We start from the raw sequence: 24,173 nt of genomic DNA, 5'->3' as shown, positions 1-24,173 counted from the left end.
GCGGCGGAGGGTGCCGCCGCCCCAGGGGCTACTCGGTGGGCGGCTTGGGCTTGGTGATCAGGTCGAGGCCGAACCATGTGGCGGCCAGAATCCCGACCGCGATAGCAGTGCCGACGAGCATTTCGGCGACCTGATCGGCAAGGACGGCCAGGACGACGAACGTGGCCGGGATGAGCGACAGCAGCACCCACCCGGCGACGCGGCGGGCGGTCATCAGGCGGCTTCCGTCGAGGGGTCGACTTCGGGGTGGGTGAACGTGACGGGCTTGCCGAGTTCCCGTGCGTAGGCGATCTCGGCGCGGGTGCTGTCGCCGATGTAGTTGCCGACGACGAGCACCTCGTCGGCGAGCCGGATCTTCGCCTGGTGCAGTTCGTCGAGCCGCTGCTTCCCGGCCTCGGCCTCCGTCTCGTCGGCCCACAGCGGGGAAGGCTGCTTCATGTTGCAGCCGGGCTTGACGACGATGCGGCCGGCCCACGTCAGCTCGCAGTCGGCGGCCGTCATCTCGTCCATGAACCTGGTGGAACCGCAGATGGCGACGATCTTCGGGATGCCGAGGCGGGCCTTCGCGTCGGCGAGCTTCTCGGTCGGGGTGAGCAGGTTCGGGTAGGACACGGATTCCTCCTAGGCGGTGATCTGATGGACGGCGATGCCTGCCTTTTCGGCGAGGCGCATGCAATTGCGGGTGCCGACGTTGGCCTGGCCTGGTTCGGGGAACGCGACCATCCACTCGGGGCGCGGCCCCTTGGCGACCATGGCCGCGTTGCGGCGTGGGCCTGCACCAGGGCAGTAGTCGTCGAGCTTTCCGGGGTGGGCGACGTCGCCAGACTTCTTGCGGCGCCGATGGCCGGGGCCGGGCGGGCAGTTGGGCGCACAGTTGTCCCAGTCAGCAGGCATCGGATCCTCGGTGACGCCGTACCGGTGGCCGATCTCGTTGATCCAGTCGGAGGCTGCCTGGTCTGCCGACTTCTTGCCGGGGCAGGCGCCGTGGCGGACCACGACCGGGCCCTCAGCGATGTTGACGGCAATGTCGAAGAGCGCGCTGGGAACGACGCCGGTCTCGGTGAGTTCGCGGGAGCCGGCGAGCAGAACGACGGTGACCTTCATCGCCCCTCCCCCGCCTGCATGTCCTGCCCGTCGCGGGTGAGTTGGTCGGCGGCGTTCCGGCAGCCGTGACGGCAGACCCCGGGGTGCGGGCACGGGGCGGTCGTGCAGGCGGTGGCCTGCTGGATCTCGTCCCCGTCGAGGATCCGGAGCAGGTGCGCCCCTGCGACTCGGGTCGGCTCGCTCATGTCCGGGCGAGCCCATGCTGTGGCCGTGGCGTGGACTGCTTCAAGCTTCGCCTCGGCGCGCTCGTGATCGCGGCTGCTGGAGTCGAGGATCCGGGCGCAGGATCCGCAGGTAGTGCCCCACGTGATCCGGTTCTCGTAGTCGGCGAGCTGGGTCAACTGCGGCTTGAGGGCGGCCAGCACGGCATCGGCCTGCACGTCCGCAATTGCGGCGTCGTCTGGAGCGGTCAGGTACGCCTCCGTGATCACCCCGGCGATGCGGTCGCGGAGGTTCTGCTCGGCGGGCTCAGACGAGGCGGGCTGGGCGGCGGCGATCAGCACGTCGAGGTTCTCCTGGGCGGCGCGCACGACGCGGACCTGCTCGGCGATCTCGGCTCGGGTCGGGCGGGATGGGTCGGTACTCATGGTCAACTCCTGGAGGTCGTGGTGGGATGGGTGGAGCACCGCCCGGCTAAGCCCCGGGCGGTGCGCGTGCGTGGTCACGGGGCGGTCAGGCGGGCAGGCGGTAGACGCGGACGGCGTACTCGTCGCCCTCTGCCGCCCAGCGCAGACCCCACTCGGGTCCGCGCCACGGCTGCTCCGGGTCGTAGGGCAGCCACTCGAAGACCGCCCAACCGAGCTCCAGGTGGCTGCTGTTGGCGTCGCCCCAGCCGCCATCGGCCAGGCTCGCCGCGTTCACTGCGGTCAGGGCCTGCACGCAGTCGGCGGTCACCGCGACGAGAGCGTCGTGGGCGAGACGCGCCACCGGGACACCCGCGAAGGTGCGGAAACCGGGGGTGTCGGCGGTCGGGGTGAGACGGCCGGACGGCCAGACAGCCGGGCGGTGGGTGGTAGGGGCGGTCATGTGCTGCTCCTTCGGGTCAGGTTGGGTGGTCATGCGATGTCGTCGAAGAGGCCGACCATGTACGGCTCCGACAGCCGCTGAACGGCCAGTTGGGCGTAGGGCTCGTGCTGCTCGATCCCGATCGCCTGCTTGCCCTCGCGGAGGGCTGCGGCGAGCGTCGTGCCGGAGCCGGTGAACGGGTCGAGGACGATGCCGCCAGGCGGGGTGACGAGACGCACCAAGAACTGCGTAAGGCTGAGCGGTTTGACCGTGGGGTGCGCAGTCCCGTCGACGAGGCGGGGCCGTTCGGATGCCGGCGCCTTGGCCTCGTAGCGGAAGGCCGGGAAGAACCGGGCCTCCGCACCGAGCTCGCTGGCCGGGCAGTCGCTTACGCATGCCGCGGAACAGTCGACGCTGTGCCCGAGCAGGACGTTCGTCGGCCAGCGCCCCGCCTCGTGGCCGGAGTCCTCGCGCACGCCGGTCCACTCCCCGTAGGCGTCGCCGTTGCGGTTCGACGAGAGACCTACGACGGACGCACACTTTGCCCTGTAGTCCTGCTCGGCCTCGGTGCGGCATCCGTCGATGTTCAACGCACCCGTGCCGTGAACAGTGACATTTGCGGCGACGGTGCCGATGAGGGGCTTCCGGGCGACGACGAGCGGCTCGAAGGCTGGCTTGAGAGCGGTGCCCCAGCCGGTGCGGGCACCGGTCTCGTCGACCAGGTTCAGCGACTTCGGGAAGCCGGATCCATACAGCCAGGCCATCGAGTCGCGGATCTCGAAGCCGGCGTCCTCCACGGCAACGGCGAGCCGGTGCCAGGTGCGGGATCCGCCGAACGCCAGCATGTGACCGCCGGGCTTGAGGATGCGCAGGCATTCGGTGGCCCACGCCTCACACCATGCTTGGAAGATCTGCCAGCGGTTGTCGGCGCGAACCATCTGCGGGTTGTCGCAGCGGCAGGGGGAGCCGCCGTGCGGCAGGTGTCCGCAGTTCGCGCATCGGTAGGCGTTCCAGCCCTGGTTGCTGACCCACTCGGTTTCACGGTCGCCGATGCCGGGCTTGCCCTTCTGACCGGCTCCGCTGGTCCGGTATTCCGGGGCCTTGGCCGAGGTGCGGCCGAACACGGAGTTGCGGCCGGTGTCGGCGGGGTTGAGCGAGCGACGGAACCCGTCGGATCCGTCCCAGTCCTTGCCCATGAATTCCAGGCCGTAGGGCGGGTCGGTGACGATCGAGTCGACGGAGTTGTCGGGGAGCGTGGGCAGGATGTCGAGGCTGTCGCCGAAGTGGAGGGTCACCCCGTCCGCCGCGTAGTAGGGATCGGTCATCAGAGGCTCTCCAGAGTTGGTTGGAATGGGTTGAGATCGATGGCTGTCTGGCCGTCGATCACTGGAACCGGGCTGGCAGTTGGCGCCGCCGCTGTTCGGGACGGGCTGGGGTTGAGGCGCTTCTCGCAGACCGGGCCGAGACCCGACGGCGTGGGGCGCTTCAGCCGGCGACGGCAGGCGGCACAGCGCGGGGCGGGGGCGGTCATCTACGGCTCCAGGGCGCCGGGTTGGGGCCAGCGACACCGCGAAGCCCTGTACGCCCCTCAGGCGGCCCGAAACGCCTCGGGTGGACCTGGGAGGCCTCCGACGCCCACGAGGCCGTCTGGCGGCGAATGCGGGGCACGCACGGGGGTCGCGGGCGCGATCCGGCAGCCCACCGGTCACCCGGGCGGGACTCGACGCGCGGCATCACGCGGCCTCCTCGGACCGGTCTGCCTGGCACGGCAGTTGGAGGACGGCGGCCTGCTCGCACTTCGGGCAGGTGCACCGGCCGTGCGTCGGAGTGGGCCCGGTCGCGGTGGTGCCGATGGGCCAGGCGCCGCGGTGGGCGATCTCGTAGGCGGGCTCGGCCGGCGCCCCCTTGGCGGCGGGTGCGGGCTCGACTTTTCGGCCGGCGAGGGCGAGGAGGTGGTTCTTCAGGTCGCCTTGCTCGCGGAGGGCCTTGATGTTCTCGATCTCGTCGAGGGTCGGCTCGTACATCACGTCGGCGCCATATCGACGAACCGCGCAAAATGCCCTTGGAAGGCCACGGTGACGGTCGCCATGGGTCCGCCGCGGTGCTTGCCGACGATGATGTCGGCCTCACCCGCTCGAGGACTCTCGCGCTCGTACACGTCGGGGCGGTGGAGCAGGATGACGATGTCGGCGTCCTGCTCGATGGATCCGGACTCGCGCAGGTCCGACACCATCGGGATCTTGTCCTGGCGCTGTTCGGGACCGCGGTTGAGCTGGGCGAGCACGATGATCGTGATCCCGAATTCCTTGGCCATGACTTTCAGGGCGCGGGACATGATCGAGACGGCGACCTGGCGGGACTCGGCCGGCGGCGCCTGCATCAGCTGCAGGTAGTCGATGTAGACGACCTTGAGGCCGAACGTGCGGACCAGGGTGCGGATGGCGGCGCGCAGGCCGGGGATGGTCAGGTGCGGGTTGTCGTCGATCTTCAGCGGCGCTTCGGCCATCTCGGGCAGCTTGGCGGCGGCGCGGGCGAGGACGACGTCGTCGACGATGCCCTGCTTCACGTGGTGCAGGGCGATCTTCACCTCGCCGCACATGATCGTGGTGGCGAGTTCCTTGGAGCTCATCTCGAGCGACCAGATTGCCGACGGGATCTTGTTGGTGATGGCGGACGCCCGTGCGAAGCCGGCCGCGAGCGTCGTCTTGCCCATCGCCGGGCGGGCCGCCAGGATCACGAGCTGGCCGGGAGCCCAGCCGCCGGACAGCAGCGCGTCGAGGTCGACGAACCCGGTCGGGATCCGGTCGGCGATCGACGGCTTCGTCGTCGCGTCCACGAGGACGTCGGGCAGCAGGTCGCCGAGCCCGACCATCTGCGACTGGCCAACCGGCCGCGCGAGTTGATCCATCTCGGTCTGCGCGGCGGCCATGTCGGCGTCGGGGTCGAACGCCGGGTTGCTGAACCGGACGTGCATCTTGGCGCTGAACTCACGGCCGCGGGCGGCCAGGGCGGCGCGGGTGACCTCGTTCGCCCAGTACTCGGCGGCGCCGGGGTTGGCGGACATGTACAGGTCGCTGAGCTCGTTCTCGGTGAACGGCCGTACCGTCAGGCGTCCTTCGGCGCGCCAGACGGCGAGCTTGTTGGCGACGGCCTGCCAGCGGATCGCGTGGCCCTTGAGGGTCACGGCGAGTTCCTCGATGGCGAACCAGACCATGCGGTAGCGCTCGTCGCCGATGTCGGCCGGGTCGAAGCCCTCGGCGGCCAGGGTGTCGACGCAGCTCGGGTCGGCCATCGCGGTGGCGGCGAGGATCCGCTCGGCGTTGACGTGGCCGCCGGGCTCGACCTCGACGTCCTCGTCGGGCCCCCACATTTCGATGTCGGTGCTCACGCGGCGGCCCCCTGCCGGCGGTCGGGGCCCTCGAGCAGGACGATGCTGCTGCCGCACATCTCGGCGAGCCGGGAGGCGACGCGCGGGCCGGTGATGTCGGACAGCTGGTTGGGCAGCACGTCGCAGGTGATGATCACGGGGCGGCGGCGGATGTACCGCTCGTCGAAGATCTCGAATAGCCGCTCCTGAGTCCACGTGGACGGGCGGGCCGCGGCGAGGTCGTCGACGAACAGCAGGTCGACCTGCTGCAGCTTCCGCACCAGGGCGCGGCCCTCCCCGTCGGGGGCGTCCGGGCGGAGCGCGTCGAACAGGGCGGTCGACCGGTACGGCTTGATGATCGGGGTGCCCTGCCACGGCTGGCCGGGCCCGTACTGGGCCTCGAGCCAGCGGCGGCACGTCTTCCACGCGGTGTGCGTCTTGCCGACGCCGATGGCGCCGGTGAGGAACAGGCTCCGGCCACCCCAGCCGGCGATCCAGTCCTGGACCTGCTTCGGCAGCGGGATGGGGCGGCGGTAGATGTCGGGGGTCTCTTCGTCGAACCGGTTAAGGGCGACGGACTCGCGCTCGAGGAGGACGGATTCGCGGGGGCTGAGCTCGTCAGCGGAACTGGAGGGCACTGGTCTTCTCCTCATCGGTCATGTGGCTGGTGTCGTGGGGCGCGGTGTTGGGCGCCGGGGGCTTGTTCTGGCCCCGCTTGCTGGCGGCTTGGCGGCGCAAGGTCTCGAACTTGGCGCGGAGCTTTCCGGGGCTGAGGATGTGGGCGTTCCAGAAGTCGTCTGCGTGGGCCCAGTCGATGGCGTTGATGGCCTGGTCGACGGTGACGCCGTCGACATCGAGCAGCAGGCGGACGTCGTTGCGCCACGTCTTGGTGATCCGCTGCTTCTTGCTGCCGCCTTTTTCGAGTACGGCGGCGAGGTGTCGGCAGACGCGTTCGACGTCGTGTCGGGGAGGGGATCCGTCGGGGGCGTCAGCCTCCGAATCGGCCTTAATTCCTTTTCCCTGCTCCCTGCTCCCTGCTCCCTGCTCAGGGGCGTCATCCTCCGGAGCGCTCTCGCGGTCTTCCGGAGCACTCGGGTGATCCTCCGGAGAGTTGCAAGAGTCCAGCTCAGGGGCTTCCCGCACCTCCCACGGGAGCGGGAATCGCGGCTTCCGTGGATGGCTGACCTTTTGGTGCTCGTCCCAGCCGTTGACGAAGACGAGTGGCCGTCCGGAAGCCTCAAACAGGGTGACGAGACGGGCTTCTTGAAGCCTCTGGAGATCCTCGCGAGTCCTCTGGAGGATGTCCGGAGTCTCTTCGAGCGGCCAGATCGCGGCGCGCACGAGCCGCGGGTCCGCCGGCCCGACGCCGTTGTCGTCGACATAGGTCCACAGGCCGATGAACGTCAGCCGCGCGGACAGCGGGAGTTCGGCGATCGTCAGGGAGGTGAAGAACTCCGGCTTGATGGAACGGATGCGGGCCATCAGTTGCCACCGCCCGAGACCTGGATCTCCGGCAGGAAGGCCACGAGCTCGGCGCTCATCGCCTGCCCGGCTGCCCGAGCAGCCTGCTCTATGGCGTCGCCTTGGTAGCCGGCGGTGAGGGCCTGCCTCAGTTGGCGCCGGAATGTGTGATCAGCCCAGTCGGCGGGAGGTGCGGGATCGCGCTCCTCCCAGCCGGCCCACCATGCTGGGTAGGCGCCGCTCGCCCGCTCGAACTCCTCGTCGGTAGGCGGGGCGCGGTGCGCACGCTCTTCCTCCGTCAGGTGCTCGAGCGGCAGGTAGTCGATCGGGTCGATTCCAAGGTCTGATCCTGCCCGGAACACGATCTCGGTCAGGTCGAGTTGTGCCGACAGGCCGCGGTTCAGCATCGCGAACAGTCGGCGGGCGAAGTACCGCACGTCGCCATCGACGGGCGCGGGGCTTCCCGTGCGCTCCCACCCCCAACGCCATGTCGTATAGAGGTGCGCCGCGACCAACTCGCGCAGCTTGCCCGACGCCTGCTTCTCGGCAACGGCCTGCCGGAACATCTCCTGGTCGACGTCGGCGACCGGCATGGCGTTCGGCATGCTGCTGGTTTTGCCGGCGTTGCAGTCGACGCACGCCGTGACGAGGTTGTCGGGCTTGTCGTGGCCGCCGAGCGACTGCGGGATGACGTGGTCGACGTGGAGCTTCGCGTCGGGGGCGGTGGCTCCGCAGTACCTGCAGGCGTGGTTGTCGCGCCGGAGGATTTCGTATCGGAGTCGCTTGGAGACGGCCATCGGGGCTTCTTTCGGTGAGCTTGGGCGTGCGGAAGCGGCGGCGTCTGGCGGTGCTGGCTCGCACCTGCCACAATACTTTAAAGATTGGTAACTATGGAAGGATTGGCAATGACTTACACTCTGGCCATGGCTGCTGACCAGGGCATTCAGATCGCAGATGACGGAGTCGCGGAGGTCTCGATGACCTCGGCGCGCGCGAACCTGACCCAGCTGCTGCGCGATGTCCGCTACGGCAAGCGCACCGGCGCCTTCACCGAGCGCGGCGCCCGCAGCGCCTACGTCGTGCCGCCCGAGGACTACGCGGAGATCGCCGCCATGCGCGAAGTCCGCGACCGTCTGGCGCGGTTGGAAGCCGGCGACAAGCCCGACGACAAGGTGAGCGCCCGCGTCATCCGAGAGGCGCTCGAGGACGCCGCTCGGCGCACCTCCGATACGTAGCGTCCTCATCTCTCCTCCTCTCGGGCCCCGCCATGGCGGGGCCTTTGTCGTGCGGTGCGGCTGGCTAGCTGATGGCGGGGATGACGATCCAGCCGGGTTCGGCGGCGGGCGTCACGCCGAGCGCTACGGCTGCCGCGGCGAGCTGCTCGTTCCAGCTGGCGTACTGCTCGGCGGTGGCGTCCTGGGGGCGGACGGTCTCGTAGCCGCCGAGGTCGGCTTCCTTGTGCTGGGTGACGAGGTAGGTCTTCTCGCGGTCGTAGGCGCCGGCGTTGAGGAAGCCGACGTCGGTTCCGGAGGGGATGCCTTCTTCGAGGCGCTCGCTGTCGGTGTCGGGGATCTGGAAGCCGTAGGCGAAGTGGGCGGAGTGGAAGAAGCCCATGTCAGTGGTCCTTCGGGGTCGTTGCGGATGTGGTTGGTCAGGTCCCGGCGGGTCGGCCGGTCACGCGGCGGCGGCTCGGGGTTCGGTGGCGGGCACCGGGATGCCGGTGGGCACGGAGACGATGTGCGCGGCGAGGAGTGGCGGGACGGCGTTGGTTATCTGCCGGAAGCGCCTGGACTCGCTGCCGTGGAACGGGTAGTCGTGGCGGAATCCCTGCAGGACGGCGGCCTCGGTGAGCAGGAGTGCCCGCTCCTCCAGGTCGGCGGTGCCGTCGACCTGGATCCACTTGAAGTCGTGTCGGGCGTTGCCGGCGACGAGGGTGGCGGCGGGCTGGTCGAGGCGGCGCACGGTGGCGTTGGTCCTCTTGCCTTGGCGCAGCGCCCACCGCGGTCCTCGAGGGCCGTTGCCGCCCGGGGGCCATTGGGTGCCGGTGGCGGGTAGTCCGGGTTCCGGGCCGAGTGCGTCGGCCATGGACACCCACGGCTGGAGGCGCTCACCGAACAGGTCCCACTCGGGGGCCTGAGCGTGGGTGGGGTTGGGGGCGGTGACCTTGCGGGTGCGGGAGGCGATGAGGATGGCGCGCCGGCGGGTCTGCGGCACCCCGTAGTCGGCCGTGTTGAGGATGCCGACCCAGGTGCTGTAGCCCCACTGTTGGAGGTGGAGCGCGTACTGCTGCCACAGCGGGAGCACTTCGGGGACCTGTTCCATGCACGTCCATTCGGGGCGCAGGTCGTACAGCCAGCGCATGGGTTCGGCGGCGAGGATCGACTTTGCGTCCTTGCAGGCGGCGGCGGCTTTGGTGCGGGTGTCGCGGCCGTGGGCCAGGTCGTGGACGGCCTGGTACAGGTGCGGGAGGTCGTGGATGCCGGCCCCGTGTCCTGCTCGCGAGAAGGGGGTGCAGACGGGCGAGGAGATCTTCCCTTTGATGCGGCCTTTGAACGGTGCGGTCGGGTACTGGGTGATGTCGCACTGGATGGTGGCGTGGCCGGCCGCCCGGGAGGTGCGGGCGGCGTCGGTGTCGAGTTCGAGGCCGATGTCGGTGAGCCCGAGCATGCGCAGGCCTTCGGTCCAGCCCCGGGGGCCGGAAAAGAAGTCAACGATGTCGAAGGGGTTGGCGATCATGCGGCCACCGCCAACGGCTGCTTGCGGTACGCGCCGACGGCTTCAAGGACGGCTCTGGCGAGCGGCACGGGGACGGCGTTGCCGACGGTGAGGTTGCGCTGGCCTGCGTTTCCGTAGAACTGGAGCTCGGGCCGGAAGCCCTGCAATGCAGCGGACTCTTCGACGGAGGGCCGCAGGTGCGCGACCCCAACCCGGTCCCGCCACAGTGGTGTTCCGATGTGCCGTTTCATGGCCTGCCGGGTGCCGTTGCCGAAGGGTTCGGCGCCGCCGGTGTAGGTGCCGCCGCCGGTGACGGAGGGTGCGGGGCGTTGGGTGTAGCCCCAGCCGATGACGTCGGCCATGGCCCGGTAGGCGGGCTGCCCGAGTCCGCCGTGAGTGCGTGCAGGGAGCTGGACTTCCTGCGCCCGTGAGGCGATGAGGACGGCCCGCTTGCGGGTCTGCCCGAGCCCGTAGTCGGCGGCGTCGAGGACTCCGGCGACGGCGCTGTAGCCCCACCGCTGGAGGATTTCGGCGTACTGCTGCCAGACGACGAGGACGGACGGCACCTGTTCCATGCAGATCCATTCGGGCTGCAGGTCGTAGTGCCAGCGCATCGGCTCTGCGGTGAGGATGGACCGTTCGTCGCGGCAGGCGGCCCCGATTGCGGTCCGGGTGTCTTTGCCGCGGGAGAGGTCTTCGATGGCCTGGTGGACGAGCGGCAGGTCGAGGAGGCCGAGCTTCTTGCCGCTCTTGTTGAAGCCGGGGCACGGCGGGCTGTCGATCTTCTTGACGTTGCGGCCCTTGAACACCCAGGTCGGGTACTGGGTGACGTCGCAGCGGACCGTCTTGTGTCCGGCGCCGACGCGGGTGCGGCAAGCTGCGGCGTCGAGCTCGAAGCCGATCTCGTTGCTGCCCTCGGGGAGTGCTTCGGACCAGCCGATGCCGGCGAAACCGTGCATGATCATGCGGCCAGCTCCTTCGCGGTCCGCTGGAGCCGCGCCATGCGACGCTCCTGCTCGGCGCGGGCTTCGCGCCGGCGGATGACGACTGCGAGGAGGTCGCGGACGTACTTCTCGTTGCCGTCCAGCTGGCGCGCCATGGAGGCCGGGGACTCTCCGAGGAGATAGAGGTGTTCGATCTCCTTCATCCGCATCGAGTCGCGGCTGTTGACCGCGGGCGCCCGGTAGGGCTCGACGCTCTCGGGCTCGGTCTTGGGGTCGTCGATGTCGTCCCAGGCGAAGGGGCCATGCCAGTCGTGTCGCCGTGCGTGGTTGCGGGCCCGGTGGCTTACGCCGGGGACGGCGACCAGGTGCCGGTACGCCTTGGCGACCGAGGCTGCCGTCTTGGCGTTGACGGTGGTGAACCAGCCGGCCGCGATGCGCGCCGTCTTGTCGTCGCTCAGCCCCGAGTGGGCGGAGATGGTCTGGCAGGAGTGGCCGATGTACATGAGGGCCTGGATGCGGCGGATGGTGCCGGTGGCGTCGATTCCAAGCGCGAGGACGGGCGGGGGGCCGATGCGGATGCCCAGTACCGCGGCGGCGGTTGTGGTGCGGACTTCGGCCTGTCCGTTGGCGATGGCGTTGATCACGGACGTTGCGACGTGTGCGGCTTCTGCGATCTGTCGGTCGATCCAGTTGTTGGCGATGAGCCGTTCGATGTGGGTTCGGGTCTGGGTGGCGTCGATCTGTCGGCGGAGGCCGCGGTTGTGGTCGAGTTCGAGTGCCTTCTCGTAGCGGCTGTTGATGCGGACGCACTCGTCGCGGCGGCATCCGCGCTGGTAGCAGCCCCGGCTCGGCTCGTGGTCATTGGTGGTCATGGCTGCTACTTCTCCTTCCGGGGCTTCTGGATGTCGTTGACGAGGTCGATGGCGTCGGCGAATTGGATGGCGAGGCGGATGAGGACCCAGGCGCCGAAGCCGTAGATGACGTAGGGGGCGAGGATCCAGATCCAGGTCAGGGCGGTGAGCGCGGTGACATACACGTCGAGCGCGGCGAACAGGTCGGCCCTCACGACGTCACCTCCGGCTTGGCGCAGCGGCAGGCACAGTTGCCTTCGGGAGCGGGTTGACCTGTGGCCTTGGCGTGCTCGACGTCCTCGCTGTCCCACCACGGGTGTGGCTGTGGCGGCTGGTGGCAGTCGCCGAACATGCAGTTCCAGCAGCGCGAGTAGCAGACGATGGCCTTCATCACGCGGCCTCCGCCCGGTCCGTCTCGGTGCGCTTGCGGTAGACCGCCACTCGGTGCCCCTTGGTCGACGGTGCGGTCGAGGGGACGTACATGCCGGTGTGGATCAGGTAGTTGTGGCTCATGCCGCGGAGTACGCCGGGGAGGACTCCGGCGGCGACGTCGGGCAGGCGGTCTCGCAGGTCGTTGGCGGAGACGGTGACGTTGTCGCGCATCCAGATGAGGACGGCCTGGGCGACGACCTTCTTGTCCCAGTCGGAGGCCTGCCGGACCAGCTGGTCGAGGGTCTTGTCGCGGGCGTCGCCGGCGACCTGCTCGGCGAGCGTGAGACGGCGGCTCATGACGTCCTCCGGTCCTGCTCGAAGTTCACGGCGGTGATGGTCTGGAGCTCGTCCCGGTGGCGGCGCTGCATGGCGTGCAGCTGCTTCTCGTGCGGGTAGCAGAGGGCAAGGTCTCCCCAGCCGGGCCGCATCTTGGGGACCCAGGTGGCGCCGTAGCCGCCGCAGTTGTTGCAGCGCAGGTTCCAGCCGATGCGGCCGGCCTCGGCGGCTTCGTCGGCGGTGGGGAGCGGCGGGCCGTAGGGCTCGCGGGTGGTGGTCTCGGTCTGGTTTGCGGCCTGGGTCGTCATGGCGGGTGTCTCCTGGGTGTGGTGTGCTGGGTTCCGGGCCGCCCCGCAATGCCCGCGGGGCGGCTCAGGCGTGTGCGGGCTAGAACGGGGGCTCGGAGGGGTCGCAGCCCAGCGCGATGCTGCTGATCTGCTTCTCGATGTCGCCGGTGAGGTCGGCGCCCGCGGCCTTCAGGGCGAAGGTGATCGTCTGGCCCACGCCCTGGGCGTCGCCCTTGCTGAGGAGTGCGGCGGCGAGGTATTCGACGAGCACGCGACGCACGCGCTCGGGGATGTCTGCGGTGACGTCGGGCCTCGGCGCCCACGGGTCGTTGGCGGGGACCGCAGAACCCGGCGCCTGCCATGCGGTCTTGGGCTGGTAGCCGGCGTCGGAGATCCGGGCGTCGATGGCGCCTTCGATGACGACATCGGCCTTGTCGAGTTCGGCTGCGAGGGTGCGGGCGGCCTTCCAGCGCTCGATGTTCTTGCTGATGAGGGCGTCGGCAATGTGCTTGGCGACCAGCTGGTTGGAGTCGTACTGGCGGCCCCGGAGAAGCCGCAGCGCGTCCCGCATGTCGGCGGTCCGGGCCGCCTGCTCTTCGTTGCGGGCGAGGGTGGCGTGGACGAGGGCCGCCGCGAGGACGCCCTCACCGTCCTTGAGGACGGGCGTCTCGGGGTCGTTGAGGACTCCGTCGACGAGACGTGCCGCTTCGGCGCGGTGGTCGATGCTCATGCGGCACCGCCCTGCTGCGCCGCGGTGCGGAGCTTGTTGGTGAGGTCGCGGATGGCCTGTGCGCCGACGTGTTCGAGGGGGGCGCCGAGGGCTTCGTAGGCGAGGCGGTCGATGTCGTTGGCGATGTCCTGCTGCTCGCCGAACTCGCGGAGTTCGCGGACGGCGGCCTCGTGGTCGTCGTCGGTGTCGACGTCGACGATGTCCGAGGCGTCCGGCTGCTCCGTCTCCTGCTGAACGGGCGCGGTGAGGGAGGCCACGGACAGTGGGGCCGTGGTCCGGAACTTGGTACCGCCGACCGTCATGACCTCGGCGTGAACGGTGCCCTCCAACTCCTCGGACACGTAGGCCATGCCGTGGAGGGCGTCGGAGGCGATCAGGCGGGAGAGTTCGCCGGTGGCGCGGGCGACGAGCATGCCCTTGGGGTTCTTCTTCCACTGGTCCTTGCCGAGGAGGCCCATCAGCCGGGCACGGTCGATGGTCCACTCGACTTCCTGCCAGGTGTCGGAGTCCTTGCGTCGGCCGCGCATGATGCACCGTTCGGGCGTGGACTCGACCAGCTCGATCTCGTGGCCCTGCTGCTGGACGATCGCCCGCATGGCGTGCGCCCTCAGGGCGGGGGTGCCCTGGATGATGTCGATGGACTTCAGCGTCGCCATCGGCTTCATGCCGAGTTCGGAGCCGGCGAGGATCGCGGCGGCGATGTCGCCGGGCTTGCCGCGCAGGGACTGCGGGACGAACGAGGTGACGGCGAGCTTCTCGGCCATCTGGTAGGCGAGGTCAGCCTCCTGCGCCCACTGGATGAGCGCGGTGGTCCCTGCGGTCGGGGCCGGGGCGGGGAGGGTGTTGGCGGGCTGCTGGGTGGCGACGGCGTTCTCTTCGTCGCGGGTGGCGATCTCGTTGCTCATCCGAGGTATTCCTCTGCTTGGCGGATGGTGTCCCAGGTCGGCATTCCGATCTGGGGGATGTGGTCGACGGGTCCGGTCCAGTCGGGCCAGTGGTCGTTGGCGACGCAGTCGGCGTAGATGCGCAGGGCCTTCTCGTTGCGTGCGCGGCCGATGTCGCGGTCCTGGTCGTGGAGTTCGCGTACCGTGACCAGGTAGGGGGCGATCTTCGACTGGAAGACGAAGACGAACCGGGCGCCGTCGGGGGCGAGTCCGGCGGCCTCGACGCCGTCGATGTAGAACGGGTCCTGCTGGTGGTAGGCCCGGTCTTTGATGGCGCGGCTGATGGTGTCCGGCGACGCATCCTTGATCGTCTTGTAGTCGGTGATGATCGACCCGCGCCGCCAGTCCGGGCGGATCCTGCAGCGGACGCCTGTCGCCGGATCCGTCCAGTAGATCGACTGCTCGGCGGCCCCCGTGCCCGGCGTGAACAGCGGTCCGGCGATCGGGTGTTGGCGGATCGCCTCGGCCATCGCCACGACCACGTCGTGGTCCTTGGTGAGCAGCGGCACCTTGCCTGCGAGGTAGGCCTCGTCGCGGAGGATTTGGGCGTCCTTCTTCCGCCAGTCCGGGAAGTCGATGACCTCCAGTTCCGGGCCCTCCCCCAGCACGTACAGGTGCGCAGCGTGCCCGAGGTCGAACTCCTTCTTCGGAGCCTGCGGGTGGTCGCGGTCGTACTTGAACTGGGCGGGGCAGCCCGGCGCGAGGAGCGCGCGCAGGCCTGACGAGGAGATCGACGTGCGGTCAGCGTGGTACTCGTCGGCCGACAACCCGTCGACGACAGCGGGCGCCTCAACCTCAACAGCGGCGGTCATGCGGCGGCCTCGACGCAGGTCTCGCAGCGGCCGGTCTTCGCGTCGAACGGTCCGGCAGTGTTGCCGCACGGGCAGGCGAGGGGCGCGACGTCGACGCCGACCAGTTCGGTGCGACCGGCGCCGAGCGTGCCGTCGACCCGGTAGATCGCGGCGACCTGGAACGGGCGCTCCTGGTCGGTACCGAGGAGGTATTTGAGCTGGCCTTCGTGGGAGTCGCCGCGGGCGACCCGATCACGCATTTCGTCGAGGAGGGCGAGGAGTTCCTCGCGGCTCATGTTCTGCATCTGTGGCTCCAAAAGGGTGTGCTGAAGGAGGGCAGCCGCCCGGCAGGGGGAGGCAGGGCGGCTGCCCTGGGGTGCCGCGGAGCCCTGGGGATGTAGCTCGACGCGGCGGTCTGTGGGTTGTTGGTCAGGCGGCGGTCTTGGCGGGCCTCAGCGGCATGACGACGTGCCGGTAGGTGTCGTCGTGGGGGTCGACCACCTGGAACGGCTTGATGGGGGTGGTGACGTCGATGCGGATCGGGCCCGTGAACTGGGCGAGCGCGTCGAGCAGGTACGGCGGCTCGATCTTCAGCTCGATGGCGTCCTGGTCGCCGCTGTAGGTGGCGGCGATACGGATGCGGGAGCGGGCGTCGTTCTCGGCGTGGACGATCCCGTGCGTGTCGTTGACCGCCAGGTAGATCGCCTTGTCGTTGGCGAGGGTCGCGGCGTGCACGGCGTCCTTCAGCTCTTCGGCGGTCACAGCAATCGACCCGCTGATCGTCTTCTCGCTGGGTGACACTTCGTGGACGCGGTGCGGGAACGCCTCCCAGTCCATGAGCACGGTGGTGATCTGGTGCCGGGCCCCGATCAGGGCTGCCGTGCCGAACCCGTTGGCGGGCAGGGCGACTTGGAGCCGGCCGGTGAAGGCAGGTACGGCGTCGGCGAGGGCCGCGCCGGGCAGGATGCCGGTGCCGCCGTCCGGGCCGTCCCAGGCAATCCAGGTGGTGGCGATGCGGTACCGGTCGGTGGCGCACATCTCCAGGCGCCCACTGTCGGCAACGAAGCGGACGCCGCGCATGCCGGCGGTGGCCCCTTCGGCGGTCTTGCTGATGGCGTCCTTGATGCGCTTGAACCCGGCGGCGAGCTCGTCGCCGTCGACCACGCCGACCCCGTCCGGGACCTTGGGGAGGGCCGGGTAGTCGGCTGCGGGCATGACGGGCAGGGTGAACTCGGCGCGGTCGGTGGTGACGGCGAGGCCGTCGTCGGTGGCGGCGAGGGCGACGTCGGTCTTGCCGAGGGCGGCGACCACGTCGGAGAAGGTTCGGCCCGCCGCCACGACGAGGCCGGGCTCCAGGACGTCGGCGTCGACCGTGGTGTGGGCGGCGGTCGTGCCGTCCCACACGCTGATCTTCAGGTGGTCGTCGGCTGCTTCAAGGCGGGCACAGTTCAGGACGGGCTGCGACGGCTTCGCCGGGATCTGCCGGGCCGCCCACTTCGCCGCGGCGGCGAGCTCGGGCTGCGGGATGGTGACGTTCATCAGGCTGCTTCCTCCTCTCCGGTGTCGTCGTCGGTGGTCTCGGTGTCGTCGGTGTGGGGTTCGGGCTTGGCGTAGCCCTTGGTTTGCAGGTCGGTCAGCGGGAACAGGCAGGGCTGGTCCATGGGGTTCTCCTGGTGGTCTGGCCGCCGGCTGGCGCGGGAGCGAATCGCCGCCCGGCCGGCGGAGCGATGGGGGTCAGGCAGCGGCCGGTTCGACCGGCACGTCGTCCATGGCGCGGATGAGCTCGCAGCCGGGGCACTCGCAGCGCCGCCCGATTTCGCGTCCGCCCGGCTCGCCATGCTCGGCATGCAGTCGCTGGCCCTGGGCGGTGATGAACTCGCGCAGCCGCCAAATTTCGTCGCGCTGCTTCTCCACCAGCTGGATGCCTTCGCTCTGGCGGTGCGCATCGTCGAGCTGCACGGAGCTGTGGCCAACGAGGCCGGACATGGCCCACTTGGCTCGCCCGGCGGCTGCCTTGAGCTCTCGGACCTGCTCGACCGGCACGCACCCGTCAGGCAGTTCCGCGGCTCGGTGAATGATGGCGTTGATGTTGTGTGCGGACTGCGAGACGACGTTGGCGAGGTACATCCCCGCCCACGCCAGACGATCCTCGGCGGCGGCCCGTCGGGCCTCGGTACGAACTGAGCGGTCGCGCAGCACCTGGTCCTGCAGCAGGTTGCAGTAGTTGTTGTTGTGTTGGCGGGACTCGGCGTTGGCGCGATCGAGGGCCTTGAGCAGCAGCTCGGTGTCGCTCAGGCCGGTGACGTCGTCACCGAGGCGTGCGTACTCGTCGCGCAGTTCGGTGATGCGCTCGTCGTGGATTGCGCTCATCACGACGCCTCCTTCAGTACGAGCAGCGGCTGGGTGTCCTCGTCGTCGCGCGCCCACGACGGCACGTTGGCCGGGCTGGCGGGGTTGGCGAGCGGGGACTGGTGCAGCGGCAGCACGGCAAAGGGCTGCGTCGCGGTGACGGCGTGCTCGGCCTTCACGCCGATGTCGACCTTGCGGGTCAGGTCGTCGATCTGCTGGTCGCGGAGACGGACGACTCCTTCGAGCTGACCGACAGTCCGCTCTGCCGACTCGGCGCGCTCCTTGAACTTCCGGACGTCGGCTTCGAGGTCAGTGATGAGCTTTTCCTGCGACTCGAAGAAGTCGTCCGCACTGGCCAGTTGGCCCCGCAGCCGCTCGACCTCGTCGACGGCGCGGTGGTTGCCGGTGCCGCGCAGTGCAGGGATCAGGTCGGCGATGGTCACTGCTCCTCCTCCAGATCGGGCGCGTGGAACATGAGCTCGGCGGCGGCGAGGATGAACAGCGGCAGGATCAGCACGCACGGGGCGGCGATCTCCAGGACGGTGTTCACGCCGCCTCTTTCCGCAGCGGCGCCACGTGGCCCGCTGCTTCGCTGTCGAGGAAGTTGAGCCGGGACCGGGCCCCGTAGAGGGCTTCGATGACGTCGGCCTGGGTGCGGCCGGCCTGGCGTTCCCAGTCGTGGGGTTCGGTGTGCAGGTATTCGGTGAGGGCGTTCCAGGCGGCGACGGTGAGTGCCTCGTCGGCGATGTCGCCCTTGCCGGGCCAGAAGCCGGCGGAGTGGTCGATCGCGTCGGCGAGGTTCGCGCGCTCCGGGTCCCAGCCGTGGGCCAGGATCCGGGTCGCGGTCTGGCCGATCAGCGCGGATACGCGGGAGCGGGTGAGGGACAGGCTGACCATCTACGCCACCGCCTTCACGCGGGCGGCGTTGAACAGCCCGTACTTGCGGACCTTGTCGTAGCGGGCGATGCCCCAGACGATCGCGTGGCAGGCCCACAGGAAGTCCCGCTCGTAGTCCTGGAAGCTGAGCTCCCACGTCTCGCCGAACGTCCAGCCGTCGAGCCGCTTGACCGTGACGGCATGGGAGGCATAGCCGGGCTTGATGTGGCTGCTCCGCCACAGGCCGACCTGCACCGTGTCGTCGAGCGTGGCGCTCTCGCCGCACACGCAGAACGTCTTGTACTTGGCGCCGTACTCGAAGGAGTCCAGCAACTTGCGCGCCTCGTCCTCGTTGTAGGCGTCCTGGTCGAGAATCTCGGTGCGGACCGCCTTGCCCAGCCCGCGAGGAGCGTCGCCGTAACGGACGGCATCCACGAAGAGTTCGCAGACGACCTGCCGGAAAGCTTCCTCCGAGTACGAGCGGGCGGAGTCGCGGTGACCGTCAACCTTCTGCGCCCAGTAGTGCGGGTTGATGCCGCCGCGCCGGCTGCGGAAGAACGGGAACATGTCCCGCTCGCGGCTGAACGTGTACGCGTCGCCGTAGTCGCCTCGAATCATGAGGCAGCCGGGCCAGGTGATCAGGTCGAACCAGTACTCGCCGTATCCGCGCGGGTTGTTGGTGAACCGCAGGTGCCGGTACAGACCGTCGTGGTGAAGTACGTGCATGCCGTGGCGGTCCGTGTCTTCGGCGAACCGGGCGGCGACCTTCGGGTGATCGGACATCTACGCCACCTCCGGCAGCTGCTTGGTCTGGGTGCGGGCGGTCTTGTCGTCGCGGATTCGGTGCAGGGCTTCGATCAGTTCGTCGATGCGTTCCGGTGACGTGGTGGTCAGGGAGATCGACAGGCGTTCGTTGATGCGGTCGCTGCCGAGGGCGAGCTGCTGGATGCGCTTGCCGTCGTGGTCGCGGCCGTAGCAGTCACCGACCGGGGCGTCGTTCAGCTCGTAGACCAGGCCGCCGATGAAGTGGGCGCTCACGAGGCACCTCCGGGCGTCCATGTCGGGTAGTCGGCGTTGGTGGAGACTGGGGCGTCGGGCTGGGTGACGAGCCAGGCGGCGTGCGAGTCCCCGATCCGGTCCGACGGGGAATGCGTGCGGGCAGCGGCCTCCAGGAGGATCGCGGCGGCTCGCACGACCTCAAGCGGCGTATCCAGGGCGTCGATCGTGCGGGGGCGAGTCGGGGCGGTCACGACGCCGCCTTCTCGTCCTTGGCGGGCCAGGCGACGGGCAGGCCGAGTTCCTCGGCGAGCTGCCGTCGGGCTTCGGCGTGGCCTTGCCAGCGCCAGTAGTCGGCGTCGTTGTGGCAGCCGTTGATCGCGGTGATGAACTCGGCACGCTTCGCGGCGTGCTCGGCAGCCTTGGCCAGCTGGGCGCGCGCCTCGTCGCGTTCGGCGCGGACCGCAGCCAACTCGGCGAGGAGCGTGAGCATGTCCTCGCGGGCGTTCAGGGAGAACTCGCGGTCGGCTTCGGCGTCCTCGCCGTCACCGAAGCTGAGCGTCCCGACACCGCGGAGGTACGGGCCGCCCGTGTAGGCGTAGAAGTCCTTGCCGTAGTCGGCGTACTCGACCCACGGGCCGGGCGTTGCGGACTCGGCGCGGTCGCGAATCTCGGTTTCGCGCTGCGGCGACAGGCGGGCGGTCACGACGCACCGCCCGTCTGCGCGGCGCGCGTCTCGCGGTCGGCCATGGTCGCCGACCAGAAGGTGTAGAACAGCTCGTCGAGCGCGTCCGCCTTCTCCGACTCCGGGAGGCTGTCGAAGGCGATCCGTCCGATCTCCTCGACCTGAAAGCCCTCCGGGTACGTCTCGCGGAGCATCTCCTCGGCCTCGTTCCACATCGCCTCAAACGCGGAGACGCGGGTCACGCTGCTCGTGATGCGGTCGAATGCGTCGAGCGGGGTCAGGTCACTCACGACGCACCGCCCTGGAGCTCGCTGGCGTGCACGAGGTGGCCGAACGCGCCGACCTTTCCGTACACGACCTCGTTGTCCATGGGGAGGTTCGCGGTGGCCACACGCACGGCGTAGCTCAGCGACGCCGGGTGGCCCTCCATGTGCATCCAGGAGGCGCCGAACAGGCGGTCGTTCCAATCCTCGACGCGGAACTCGTGCGGTCCGTCGTCCCCGAGGAGGCTCGCCTTCACCGTGACCGTCTGGCCGGCCAGCGGGTGAGCCTCGGAATGGGTCTGCAAGTATGTGGACAAGGTCCACTCCTGTTCTCTGAGTGTCTGGTGTGGATCGAGGCCCTGGTTGCCGGTGTGTGAGAGCCCGGCGGTCGGGGCCGTTTGCCGCTCTAGGCGACGGAGGCGAGGTCTGCGGTCTCGGCGGCGCGGAGGCGGCGGACCTTGTCCTGCTCCTTGGCGACCTTGCGGCCGTGCTCGTGGAGGCGCTGCCGGTCGCGCTTGTTGGTCATGACGCGGCGTCCGGTCTTGGACTTGATGCCGAGGGTGTTGATGAGGTGTCGCACCTTCTTGACGCCGCACCCGAGGACGTAGGCCGTCTCCTGGACGGTCATGTACTCCTGGTTGGGATCAGCCGGCGGTGTGGGGAGGTTGTATCGGAGGTGCTTGTCGCTGGGCACAGGGGTCTCCTTCGGGGGGTGGGGTCTCGGGTGGGGCCAAGAGCTGGTTTGCGTTCGCCCCCAGGGCCTTTCGCAGCCGCTGGTATCGGGTGGGTCTCATGCGGGTGCGGGTGCCGTTCTCGATGTGGCTGAGGTAGCGGCGGCTTATGCCGGCTTTCTCGGCCAGGTCTGCGACTTCGACGCCCGCCGCCTTACGCAGTTCACGGACCTTTCGGCCGTTCACCGTGTAGGTGGTTGGGGGTTGCTGCATGAGTAGAAGTTAGCCCTAGGTAGCCCCCCAGTCCAGCCCTAGTTAGCCCTTACTGGCCGGTAGTTTTAGCTTCAGTTAGCTCTCGTTGCATATATGCAGGTCACATGGGTGCTAAAGATTCGGCCTTAGCTCGCCCTGGTCCTGGTTGGCCCTGGCTGGCCCTGCAAAGATGGCCTCATGTCGACACGCGATCTCGGACGCCTCGCCCAGGCCGTTAGGGCGACACGGCTCGCCCGGTACCCCTCCCGCCTGGCCGCCGCGAAGGCCGCCGGGATCTCCAAGGACACCTGGAAGCGCGTCGAGGAGGGCATGGAGGTCCGCGACGTCAGCTACGCCAAGATCGACGCCGCCCTCGGGTGGCCGACCGGTGAATGCGAAGCCGTGATGCTCGGCGCCGAGCCCCCTCGACTCGACGGCACCGACGTCGCACCGAAGGTGACGGTGCTCTCGCCGGAAGAGGTCGACGAGCGCGTGCGCAACATCGTGCAGCTCGCCGCGATCGCCACCGCGCCCGACATGACAGGCAAGCAGGTCAAGGCTCTCAGCGACCGGATCGCCCGCGATCTACGCGAAGAGGGCAAGATCTAGGCGAGATTCACCCGAAAGACGTACAACCATTTGCTTTCACGGATTCGTTACGAGACAGGGCGCGCCTACTGATACGTAAGTGGCCCCAACTGGCCCCAGACGTGGCAGAGTCGAAAGCGTTCCACCCTTGGAGGCTCCTTCCGACCCTTGGGGGAGTCATGTACGGAGACGCTCACATAGCCGACTACGGGCCGGCGTTCTCGGGCCACACGTTCAAACTCGATGACCGGATCATCTGCGTCATCCCGGACAGGCCCGACCGTCAGCGCGAGGTCGCGTCATCAATGCGTCGACTGGTCAGGGCAGTTGGAGGCGACTGTCGCGAATGCAGGGGTTGCCCCATCGCCGTCCTGGGCTGAGGCAGGATGGGTGCGGAGCCACGGCGGTAGGGGTACCTGCCGGGCGACCGCACCGATCAAGCGCAAGGGGGCACGGTGGCCAGACGGTCAACTGATGTCTACACGGAGTGGCGCGGCGGCACCTGCCGCGTGAAGTGGTGGACCGGCGAGTACCACGCAGGCGGGCGGAAGCGGTTCGAGTCGAAGGGTGGCTTCCTCGACGAGGACACCGCGCTGAAGCACGGCCAGGACCAGTTGTACGAGATCCGGCACGGACTCCACGTCTCCAATCGTGACGGCGCCGTCCTGATGTCGGACTGGCTGGACGACTGGCTTGCATCGCTGGACCTCGCGCACCTGTCGCTGAGGAACTACCGCTCGTCGATCAACGTGCACATCCGTCCGTTCTTCGGCAACAAGGCCGTCGGCGACATCTCCATCCTCGACGTCCGGGCCTTCAAGGCGCAGCTGCAGCGCACCCTGGGCAAGGACACCAGCCGCAACACCGTCATGACCGCCCTCGGCCTGGTGCTGGACGACGCCGTCGACGCCGGGTTGCGCAAGACCTCCCCCATCGAACGGAAACGGCGCCGCGGCCGGTACAAGAAGAAGACTCGTGAGCGGAAGCGCGACATGCCCATCGAGGTCGTCGACCAGCTTGCCCGCAACGCCGACGCCGTCTTCGGTTACTCCGGCTACGTGCTGATCTGGACGATGGCGATGACCGGCATGCGGCCGGGCGAGCTGTTCGGCCTGACACGCGACTACTGCTACCCGAGCTGGCCGCAGTCGGATCCACGCCCGGACAAGGAGGAGACGGACCGCTACGACGAAGACATCGAGCGGTACGGCGCCGGCGAGGACCTGATCCCCGCAATCCGGGTCGAGCGACAGGTTCAGTACGAGGACGGCGACCTCGGCTTCTACCCGCCGAAGTACCACAGCTACCGGACCCTGGTCATCCCGCCGTTCCTGGCGGCCATGCTGGCGAAGCTGCTCGGCAGCCACGGCTCTCCATGGGTGTTCCCCGCCATGGAGGGGGGCTGCCTGGCACAGACCGCGTTCAACACGGTGTACTGGCGACCGACCGCGGACGGCTGCGACGCGCGGGAGAGGTGGCGCCAGTTCCCGGCCCGGCCAGCGATCCCGGTGGTTCCCTCGTTCCGGGGCAAGCGGATGTACCTGGTGCGCCACGGACACAAGGAGTGGCTCGACGAGGACGGGCATCCGCGGTACGTCGTGGAAGCGCGCATGGGGCACGAGCTGCAGGGCGTAGAGGGGACGTACAGCAACCTCACGCCGGCGATGGAGCGGGCCGTGGCGGAGTCCCTTCAGCGGCGGTGGGAGAAGCTGCAGGCGTCCGCCGAGCATCCTGCGGTGGAGCCGCGCCCGGTGGAGGTGTCGGTGTCGAGTCTGGTGCGCGAGGCCGTGGCCAGGGGGGTTACCGGCCGTCCGGCGGTGCTGGCGGAGGTGCGGAAGGTGCGTCCCGATGCGCATCCGCAGGCGGTGAAGTCGGCGTTGGGTAGGCTGAGGCGGCAGGCCTCTGGTGAGGCCTGAGCTGCGGTCTCGTTTCCCGTTGGTTTCCCAGTTGGGTAGGTTGGGGCGCAGAAAGCGCAGATCAGAAGCCTACGAGGACCGAGAACTCCAACATGGATCCACGATACGAGACACGGGCCCCGGCGGTGAAGGTCCGCCCGGCCCACGAGGACGACCTGGACGCCGTCCTCGCCATCCGCAATCACGCCATCGAGCACGGCACGGCGCTGTGGACGGACACGCCGCAGTCCCGCGAGGAGGGCGCGGTCTGGCTGGGCGCGCACCTCGTAAACGGTGCCGCGTACGTGGCAGAGCTGGGCGGCGAGGTCGTCGGGTTCGGCGTCTACGGGCCCTGGAAGGCGTACTCGGGCTTCCGGCACACGGTGGAGAACTCGGTGTACGTCACCGAGGGCCACCACGGCGCAGGGATCGGTTCCGCCCTGCTGACGACGCTCGTCGGCTCGGCCACGGACGCGGGCCTGCACGTCATGATCGCCGGGATCGAGGCGGGCAACGCGGCCTCGATCCGGCTGCACGAGCGGCACGGCTTCGAGCACGCGGGGACGGTGCGCGAGGTGGGCACCAAATTCGGCCGGTGGCTCGATCTGACGCTCATGCGCCGCCAGTTGAGCTGACCGCCGGCCGCCCGTCACCCGGCCCCGCCCCCGAAGCGGCCGTCAACGACGCGCCG

Annotated in this window: 40 protein-coding genes; 4 read left to right on the top strand and 36 right to left on the bottom strand. The window is 69.2% G+C overall.

The features are described from left to right. Positions 1–28: 28 nt before the first annotated feature. The 11 genes from ACY34M_RS14430 to ACY34M_RS14380 all read right to left on the bottom strand — a co-directional run bounded on the left by ACY34M_RS14430 (position 29) and on the right by ACY34M_RS14380 (position 7,734). Complete coding sequence (locus tag ACY34M_RS14430; RefSeq protein WP_462718017.1) at positions 29–214, bottom strand: hypothetical protein; 186 nt, start codon at positions 212–214, stop codon at positions 29–31. Further along, a complete protein-coding gene (locus tag ACY34M_RS14425) occupies positions 214–612 on the bottom strand; it encodes a hypothetical protein (RefSeq protein WP_462718016.1) in 399 nt (132 codons plus the stop codon). The genes ACY34M_RS14430 and ACY34M_RS14425 overlap by 1 nt, the downstream gene beginning before the upstream one ends. Positions 613–621: 9 nt before the next feature. Continuing rightward, positions 622–1,104 carry a hypothetical protein gene (locus ACY34M_RS14420; RefSeq protein WP_462718015.1) on the bottom strand — a complete coding sequence of 161 codons (483 nt, stop codon included), beginning with the start codon at positions 1,102–1,104 and terminating at the stop codon, positions 622–624. Next, positions 1,101–1,691 (bottom strand): hypothetical protein, encoded by a 591-nt coding sequence (locus ACY34M_RS14415; protein ID WP_462718014.1) that lies wholly within the window; start codon positions 1,689–1,691, stop codon positions 1,101–1,103. Before ACY34M_RS14415 ends, ACY34M_RS14420 begins: the two co-directional genes overlap by 4 nt. 85 nt (positions 1,692–1,776) lie before the next feature. Continuing rightward, on the bottom strand, positions 1,777–2,130 hold the full coding sequence (locus ACY34M_RS14410; protein ID WP_462718013.1) for a hypothetical protein: 354 nt from the start codon (positions 2,128–2,130) through the stop codon (positions 1,777–1,779). A 29-nt stretch (positions 2,131–2,159) separates the two neighbouring features. Continuing rightward, positions 2,160–3,434 carry a DNA-methyltransferase gene (locus ACY34M_RS14405; protein ID WP_462718012.1) on the bottom strand — a complete coding sequence of 425 codons (1,275 nt, stop codon included), beginning with the start codon at positions 3,432–3,434 and terminating at the stop codon, positions 2,160–2,162. A 408-nt stretch (positions 3,435–3,842) separates the two neighbouring features. Beyond that, positions 3,843–4,133, bottom strand: a complete 291-nt coding sequence (locus tag ACY34M_RS14400) for a hypothetical protein (RefSeq protein WP_462718011.1) — start codon at positions 4,131–4,133, stop codon at positions 3,843–3,845. Next, positions 4,133–5,497 carry a replicative DNA helicase gene (locus tag ACY34M_RS14395; protein ID WP_462718010.1) on the bottom strand — a complete coding sequence of 455 codons (1,365 nt, stop codon included), beginning with the start codon at positions 5,495–5,497 and terminating at the stop codon, positions 4,133–4,135. The genes ACY34M_RS14400 and ACY34M_RS14395 overlap by 1 nt, the downstream gene beginning before the upstream one ends. Next, the gene (locus tag ACY34M_RS14390; RefSeq protein WP_462718009.1) at positions 5,494–6,114 is read right to left on the bottom strand and encodes a DnaA ATPase domain-containing protein; all 621 of its coding nucleotides are present in this window, start codon (positions 6,112–6,114) and stop codon (positions 5,494–5,496) included. The genes ACY34M_RS14395 and ACY34M_RS14390 overlap by 4 nt, the downstream gene beginning before the upstream one ends. Next, the gene (locus tag ACY34M_RS14385) at positions 6,095–6,958 is read right to left on the bottom strand and encodes a hypothetical protein (protein WP_462718008.1); all 864 of its coding nucleotides are present in this window, start codon (positions 6,956–6,958) and stop codon (positions 6,095–6,097) included. The genes ACY34M_RS14390 and ACY34M_RS14385 overlap by 20 nt, the downstream gene beginning before the upstream one ends. After that, on the bottom strand, positions 6,958–7,734 hold the full coding sequence (locus ACY34M_RS14380; protein WP_462718007.1) for an HNH endonuclease: 777 nt from the start codon (positions 7,732–7,734) through the stop codon (positions 6,958–6,960). The genes ACY34M_RS14385 and ACY34M_RS14380 overlap by 1 nt, the downstream gene beginning before the upstream one ends. A gap of 126 nt (positions 7,735–7,860) precedes the next feature. Between ACY34M_RS14380 and ACY34M_RS14375 the strand changes: the two genes are divergently transcribed. Next, positions 7,861–8,172: a type II toxin-antitoxin system prevent-host-death family antitoxin gene (locus ACY34M_RS14375; protein ID WP_462718006.1), complete on the top strand. Its 312-nt coding sequence runs from the start codon at positions 7,861–7,863 to the stop codon at positions 8,170–8,172. A 64-nt stretch (positions 8,173–8,236) separates the two neighbouring features. Here ACY34M_RS14375 and ACY34M_RS14370 read toward each other — a convergent pair whose 3' ends face one another. From ACY34M_RS14370 to ACY34M_RS14250, 25 genes are all read right to left on the bottom strand, one after another. Continuing rightward, positions 8,237–8,551, bottom strand: a complete 315-nt coding sequence (locus ACY34M_RS14370) for a hypothetical protein (RefSeq protein WP_462718005.1) — start codon at positions 8,549–8,551, stop codon at positions 8,237–8,239. Positions 8,552–8,611: 60 nt separating this feature from the next. Beyond that, positions 8,612–9,673: a DNA cytosine methyltransferase gene (locus tag ACY34M_RS14365; protein ID WP_462718004.1), complete on the bottom strand. Its 1,062-nt coding sequence runs from the start codon at positions 9,671–9,673 to the stop codon at positions 8,612–8,614. Then, complete coding sequence (locus ACY34M_RS14360; RefSeq protein WP_462718003.1) at positions 9,670–10,617, bottom strand: DNA cytosine methyltransferase; 948 nt, start codon at positions 10,615–10,617, stop codon at positions 9,670–9,672. Before ACY34M_RS14360 ends, ACY34M_RS14365 begins: the two co-directional genes overlap by 4 nt. After that, positions 10,614–11,468, bottom strand: coding sequence for a hypothetical protein (locus tag ACY34M_RS14355; RefSeq protein WP_462718002.1), 855 nt, complete (start codon positions 11,466–11,468; stop codon positions 10,614–10,616). Before ACY34M_RS14355 ends, ACY34M_RS14360 begins: the two co-directional genes overlap by 4 nt. A gap of 5 nt (positions 11,469–11,473) precedes the next feature. Beyond that, a complete protein-coding gene (locus tag ACY34M_RS14350) occupies positions 11,474–11,662 on the bottom strand; it encodes a hypothetical protein (RefSeq protein WP_462718001.1) in 189 nt (62 codons plus the stop codon). After that, positions 11,659–11,841, bottom strand: a complete 183-nt coding sequence (locus ACY34M_RS14345; protein WP_462718000.1) for a hypothetical protein — start codon at positions 11,839–11,841, stop codon at positions 11,659–11,661. The genes ACY34M_RS14350 and ACY34M_RS14345 overlap by 4 nt, the downstream gene beginning before the upstream one ends. Then, the gene (locus tag ACY34M_RS14340; protein WP_462717999.1) at positions 11,838–12,176 is read right to left on the bottom strand and encodes a hypothetical protein; all 339 of its coding nucleotides are present in this window, start codon (positions 12,174–12,176) and stop codon (positions 11,838–11,840) included. Before ACY34M_RS14340 ends, ACY34M_RS14345 begins: the two co-directional genes overlap by 4 nt. Beyond that, positions 12,173–12,463: a hypothetical protein gene (locus ACY34M_RS14335; RefSeq protein WP_462717998.1), complete on the bottom strand. Its 291-nt coding sequence runs from the start codon at positions 12,461–12,463 to the stop codon at positions 12,173–12,175. The genes ACY34M_RS14340 and ACY34M_RS14335 overlap by 4 nt, the downstream gene beginning before the upstream one ends. Positions 12,464–12,542: 79 nt before the next feature. Further along, positions 12,543–13,172 (bottom strand): hypothetical protein, encoded by a 630-nt coding sequence (locus tag ACY34M_RS14330; protein ID WP_462717997.1) that lies wholly within the window; start codon positions 13,170–13,172, stop codon positions 12,543–12,545. Next, the gene (locus ACY34M_RS14325; protein ID WP_462717996.1) at positions 13,169–14,077 is read right to left on the bottom strand and encodes a hypothetical protein; all 909 of its coding nucleotides are present in this window, start codon (positions 14,075–14,077) and stop codon (positions 13,169–13,171) included. Before ACY34M_RS14325 ends, ACY34M_RS14330 begins: the two co-directional genes overlap by 4 nt. After that, on the bottom strand, positions 14,074–14,928 hold the full coding sequence (locus ACY34M_RS14320) for a PD-(D/E)XK nuclease-like domain-containing protein (RefSeq protein ID WP_462717995.1): 855 nt from the start codon (positions 14,926–14,928) through the stop codon (positions 14,074–14,076). Before ACY34M_RS14320 ends, ACY34M_RS14325 begins: the two co-directional genes overlap by 4 nt. Further along, positions 14,925–15,212 carry a hypothetical protein gene (locus tag ACY34M_RS14315; RefSeq protein WP_462717994.1) on the bottom strand — a complete coding sequence of 96 codons (288 nt, stop codon included), beginning with the start codon at positions 15,210–15,212 and terminating at the stop codon, positions 14,925–14,927. The genes ACY34M_RS14320 and ACY34M_RS14315 overlap by 4 nt, the downstream gene beginning before the upstream one ends. A 124-nt stretch (positions 15,213–15,336) precedes the next feature. Then, the gene (locus tag ACY34M_RS14310; RefSeq protein WP_462717993.1) at positions 15,337–16,446 is read right to left on the bottom strand and encodes a DNA polymerase III subunit beta; all 1,110 of its coding nucleotides are present in this window, start codon (positions 16,444–16,446) and stop codon (positions 15,337–15,339) included. Then, positions 16,446–16,568, bottom strand: a complete 123-nt coding sequence (locus ACY34M_RS14305) for a hypothetical protein (RefSeq protein WP_462717992.1) — start codon at positions 16,566–16,568, stop codon at positions 16,446–16,448. Before ACY34M_RS14305 ends, ACY34M_RS14310 begins: the two co-directional genes overlap by 1 nt. Before the next feature lie 73 nt (positions 16,569–16,641). Next, positions 16,642–17,277: a hypothetical protein gene (locus tag ACY34M_RS14300; protein ID WP_462717991.1), complete on the bottom strand. Its 636-nt coding sequence runs from the start codon at positions 17,275–17,277 to the stop codon at positions 16,642–16,644. Beyond that, a complete protein-coding gene (locus ACY34M_RS14295) occupies positions 17,277–17,699 on the bottom strand; it encodes a hypothetical protein (protein ID WP_462717990.1) in 423 nt (140 codons plus the stop codon). The genes ACY34M_RS14300 and ACY34M_RS14295 overlap by 1 nt, the downstream gene beginning before the upstream one ends. A gap of 103 nt (positions 17,700–17,802) precedes the next feature. Then, on the bottom strand, positions 17,803–18,153 hold the full coding sequence (locus tag ACY34M_RS14290; RefSeq protein ID WP_462717989.1) for a DUF6197 family protein: 351 nt from the start codon (positions 18,151–18,153) through the stop codon (positions 17,803–17,805). Then, complete coding sequence (locus ACY34M_RS14285; RefSeq protein ID WP_462717988.1) at positions 18,154–18,915, bottom strand: hypothetical protein; 762 nt, start codon at positions 18,913–18,915, stop codon at positions 18,154–18,156. Continuing rightward, entirely contained in the window at positions 18,916–19,170 is a 255-nt protein-coding gene (locus ACY34M_RS14280) for a hypothetical protein (protein ID WP_462717987.1), read from the bottom strand. Then, entirely contained in the window at positions 19,167–19,382 is a 216-nt protein-coding gene (locus ACY34M_RS14275) for a hypothetical protein (protein WP_462717986.1), read from the bottom strand. The genes ACY34M_RS14280 and ACY34M_RS14275 overlap by 4 nt, the downstream gene beginning before the upstream one ends. Then, a complete protein-coding gene (locus tag ACY34M_RS14270) occupies positions 19,379–19,834 on the bottom strand; it encodes a hypothetical protein (RefSeq protein ID WP_462717985.1) in 456 nt (151 codons plus the stop codon). The genes ACY34M_RS14275 and ACY34M_RS14270 overlap by 4 nt, the downstream gene beginning before the upstream one ends. Further along, the gene (locus tag ACY34M_RS14265; RefSeq protein WP_462717984.1) at positions 19,831–20,103 is read right to left on the bottom strand and encodes a hypothetical protein; all 273 of its coding nucleotides are present in this window, start codon (positions 20,101–20,103) and stop codon (positions 19,831–19,833) included. The genes ACY34M_RS14270 and ACY34M_RS14265 overlap by 4 nt, the downstream gene beginning before the upstream one ends. Further along, positions 20,100–20,393 (bottom strand): hypothetical protein, encoded by a 294-nt coding sequence (locus ACY34M_RS14260; protein WP_462717983.1) that lies wholly within the window; start codon positions 20,391–20,393, stop codon positions 20,100–20,102. Before ACY34M_RS14260 ends, ACY34M_RS14265 begins: the two co-directional genes overlap by 4 nt. A gap of 89 nt (positions 20,394–20,482) precedes the next feature. After that, on the bottom strand, positions 20,483–20,770 hold the full coding sequence (locus ACY34M_RS14255) for a DNA-binding protein (protein ID WP_462718253.1): 288 nt from the start codon (positions 20,768–20,770) through the stop codon (positions 20,483–20,485). Beyond that, positions 20,721–21,020, bottom strand: a complete 300-nt coding sequence (locus ACY34M_RS14250; protein ID WP_462717982.1) for a helix-turn-helix domain-containing protein — start codon at positions 21,018–21,020, stop codon at positions 20,721–20,723. The genes ACY34M_RS14255 and ACY34M_RS14250 overlap by 50 nt, the downstream gene beginning before the upstream one ends. 177 nt (positions 21,021–21,197) lie before the next feature. Between ACY34M_RS14250 and ACY34M_RS14245 the strand changes: the two genes are divergently transcribed. The 3 genes from ACY34M_RS14245 (at position 21,198) to ACY34M_RS14235 (ending at position 24,117) form a co-directional block, all read left to right on the top strand. Next, positions 21,198–21,608: a hypothetical protein gene (locus ACY34M_RS14245; protein WP_462717981.1), complete on the top strand. Its 411-nt coding sequence runs from the start codon at positions 21,198–21,200 to the stop codon at positions 21,606–21,608. Positions 21,609–22,042: 434 nt separating this feature from the next. Next, the gene (locus ACY34M_RS14240; RefSeq protein ID WP_462717980.1) at positions 22,043–23,503 is read left to right on the top strand and encodes a tyrosine-type recombinase/integrase; all 1,461 of its coding nucleotides are present in this window, start codon (positions 22,043–22,045) and stop codon (positions 23,501–23,503) included. 92 nt (positions 23,504–23,595) lie between these two features. Next, entirely contained in the window at positions 23,596–24,117 is a 522-nt protein-coding gene (locus tag ACY34M_RS14235; RefSeq protein WP_462717979.1) for an N-acetyltransferase family protein, read from the top strand. Positions 24,118–24,173: the final 56 nt, after the last annotated feature.

Source organism: Streptomyces sp. EDA2-14 (assembly GCF_054963755.1).
The sequence above is the reverse complement of the archived record's forward strand: the minus strand, read 5'-3'. Positions and strand labels throughout refer to the sequence as shown.

What these genes read in the sequence shown, in the direction of transcription:
- ACY34M_RS14430 (WP_462718017.1), bottom strand. Translation starts at nt 214, where the DNA reads ATGACCGCCCGCCGCGTCGCCGGGTGGGTGCTGCTGTCGCTCATCCCG.
- ACY34M_RS14420 (WP_462718015.1), bottom strand. Translation starts at nt 1,104, where the DNA reads ATGAAGGTCACCGTCGTTCTGCTCGCCGGCTCCCGCGAACTCACCGAG.
- ACY34M_RS14415 (WP_462718014.1), bottom strand. Translation starts at nt 1,691, where the DNA reads ATGAGTACCGACCCATCCCGCCCGACCCGAGCCGAGATCGCCGAGCAG.
- ACY34M_RS14410 (WP_462718013.1), bottom strand. Translation starts at nt 2,130, where the DNA reads ATGACCGCCCCTACCACCCACCGCCCGGCTGTCTGGCCGTCCGGCCGT.
- ACY34M_RS14405 (WP_462718012.1), bottom strand. Translation starts at nt 3,434, where the DNA reads ATGACCGATCCCTACTACGCGGCGGACGGGGTGACCCTCCACTTCGGC.
- ACY34M_RS14400 (WP_462718011.1), bottom strand. Translation starts at nt 4,133, where the DNA reads ATGTACGAGCCGACCCTCGACGAGATCGAGAACATCAAGGCCCTCCGC.
- ACY34M_RS14385 (WP_462718008.1), bottom strand. Translation starts at nt 6,958, where the DNA reads ATGGCCCGCATCCGTTCCATCAAGCCGGAGTTCTTCACCTCCCTGACG.
- ACY34M_RS14380 (WP_462718007.1), bottom strand. Translation starts at nt 7,734, where the DNA reads ATGGCCGTCTCCAAGCGACTCCGATACGAAATCCTCCGGCGCGACAAC.
- ACY34M_RS14375 (WP_462718006.1), top strand. Translation starts at nt 7,861, where the DNA reads ATGGCTGCTGACCAGGGCATTCAGATCGCAGATGACGGAGTCGCGGAG.
- ACY34M_RS14370 (WP_462718005.1), bottom strand. Translation starts at nt 8,551, where the DNA reads ATGGGCTTCTTCCACTCCGCCCACTTCGCCTACGGCTTCCAGATCCCC.
- ACY34M_RS14365 (WP_462718004.1), bottom strand. Translation starts at nt 9,673, where the DNA reads ATGATCGCCAACCCCTTCGACATCGTTGACTTCTTTTCCGGCCCCCGG.
- ACY34M_RS14360 (WP_462718003.1), bottom strand. Translation starts at nt 10,617, where the DNA reads ATGATCATGCACGGTTTCGCCGGCATCGGCTGGTCCGAAGCACTCCCC.
- ACY34M_RS14355 (WP_462718002.1), bottom strand. Translation starts at nt 11,468, where the DNA reads ATGACCACCAATGACCACGAGCCGAGCCGGGGCTGCTACCAGCGCGGA.
- ACY34M_RS14340 (WP_462717999.1), bottom strand. Translation starts at nt 12,176, where the DNA reads ATGAGCCGCCGTCTCACGCTCGCCGAGCAGGTCGCCGGCGACGCCCGC.
- ACY34M_RS14335 (WP_462717998.1), bottom strand. Translation starts at nt 12,463, where the DNA reads ATGACGACCCAGGCCGCAAACCAGACCGAGACCACCACCCGCGAGCCC.
- ACY34M_RS14330 (WP_462717997.1), bottom strand. Translation starts at nt 13,172, where the DNA reads ATGAGCATCGACCACCGCGCCGAAGCGGCACGTCTCGTCGACGGAGTC.
- ACY34M_RS14325 (WP_462717996.1), bottom strand. Translation starts at nt 14,077, where the DNA reads ATGAGCAACGAGATCGCCACCCGCGACGAAGAGAACGCCGTCGCCACC.
- ACY34M_RS14320 (WP_462717995.1), bottom strand. Translation starts at nt 14,928, where the DNA reads ATGACCGCCGCTGTTGAGGTTGAGGCGCCCGCTGTCGTCGACGGGTTG.
- ACY34M_RS14315 (WP_462717994.1), bottom strand. Translation starts at nt 15,212, where the DNA reads ATGCAGAACATGAGCCGCGAGGAACTCCTCGCCCTCCTCGACGAAATG.
- ACY34M_RS14310 (WP_462717993.1), bottom strand. Translation starts at nt 16,446, where the DNA reads ATGAACGTCACCATCCCGCAGCCCGAGCTCGCCGCCGCGGCGAAGTGG.
- ACY34M_RS14305 (WP_462717992.1), bottom strand. Translation starts at nt 16,568, where the DNA reads ATGGACCAGCCCTGCCTGTTCCCGCTGACCGACCTGCAAACCAAGGGC.
- ACY34M_RS14300 (WP_462717991.1), bottom strand. Translation starts at nt 17,277, where the DNA reads ATGAGCGCAATCCACGACGAGCGCATCACCGAACTGCGCGACGAGTAC.
- ACY34M_RS14290 (WP_462717989.1), bottom strand. Translation starts at nt 18,153, where the DNA reads ATGGTCAGCCTGTCCCTCACCCGCTCCCGCGTATCCGCGCTGATCGGC.
- ACY34M_RS14285 (WP_462717988.1), bottom strand. Translation starts at nt 18,915, where the DNA reads ATGTCCGATCACCCGAAGGTCGCCGCCCGGTTCGCCGAAGACACGGAC.
- ACY34M_RS14250 (WP_462717982.1), bottom strand. Translation starts at nt 21,020, where the DNA reads ATGCAGCAACCCCCAACCACCTACACGGTGAACGGCCGAAAGGTCCGT.
- ACY34M_RS14245 (WP_462717981.1), top strand. Translation starts at nt 21,198, where the DNA reads ATGTCGACACGCGATCTCGGACGCCTCGCCCAGGCCGTTAGGGCGACA.
- ACY34M_RS14235 (WP_462717979.1), top strand. Translation starts at nt 23,596, where the DNA reads ATGGATCCACGATACGAGACACGGGCCCCGGCGGTGAAGGTCCGCCCG.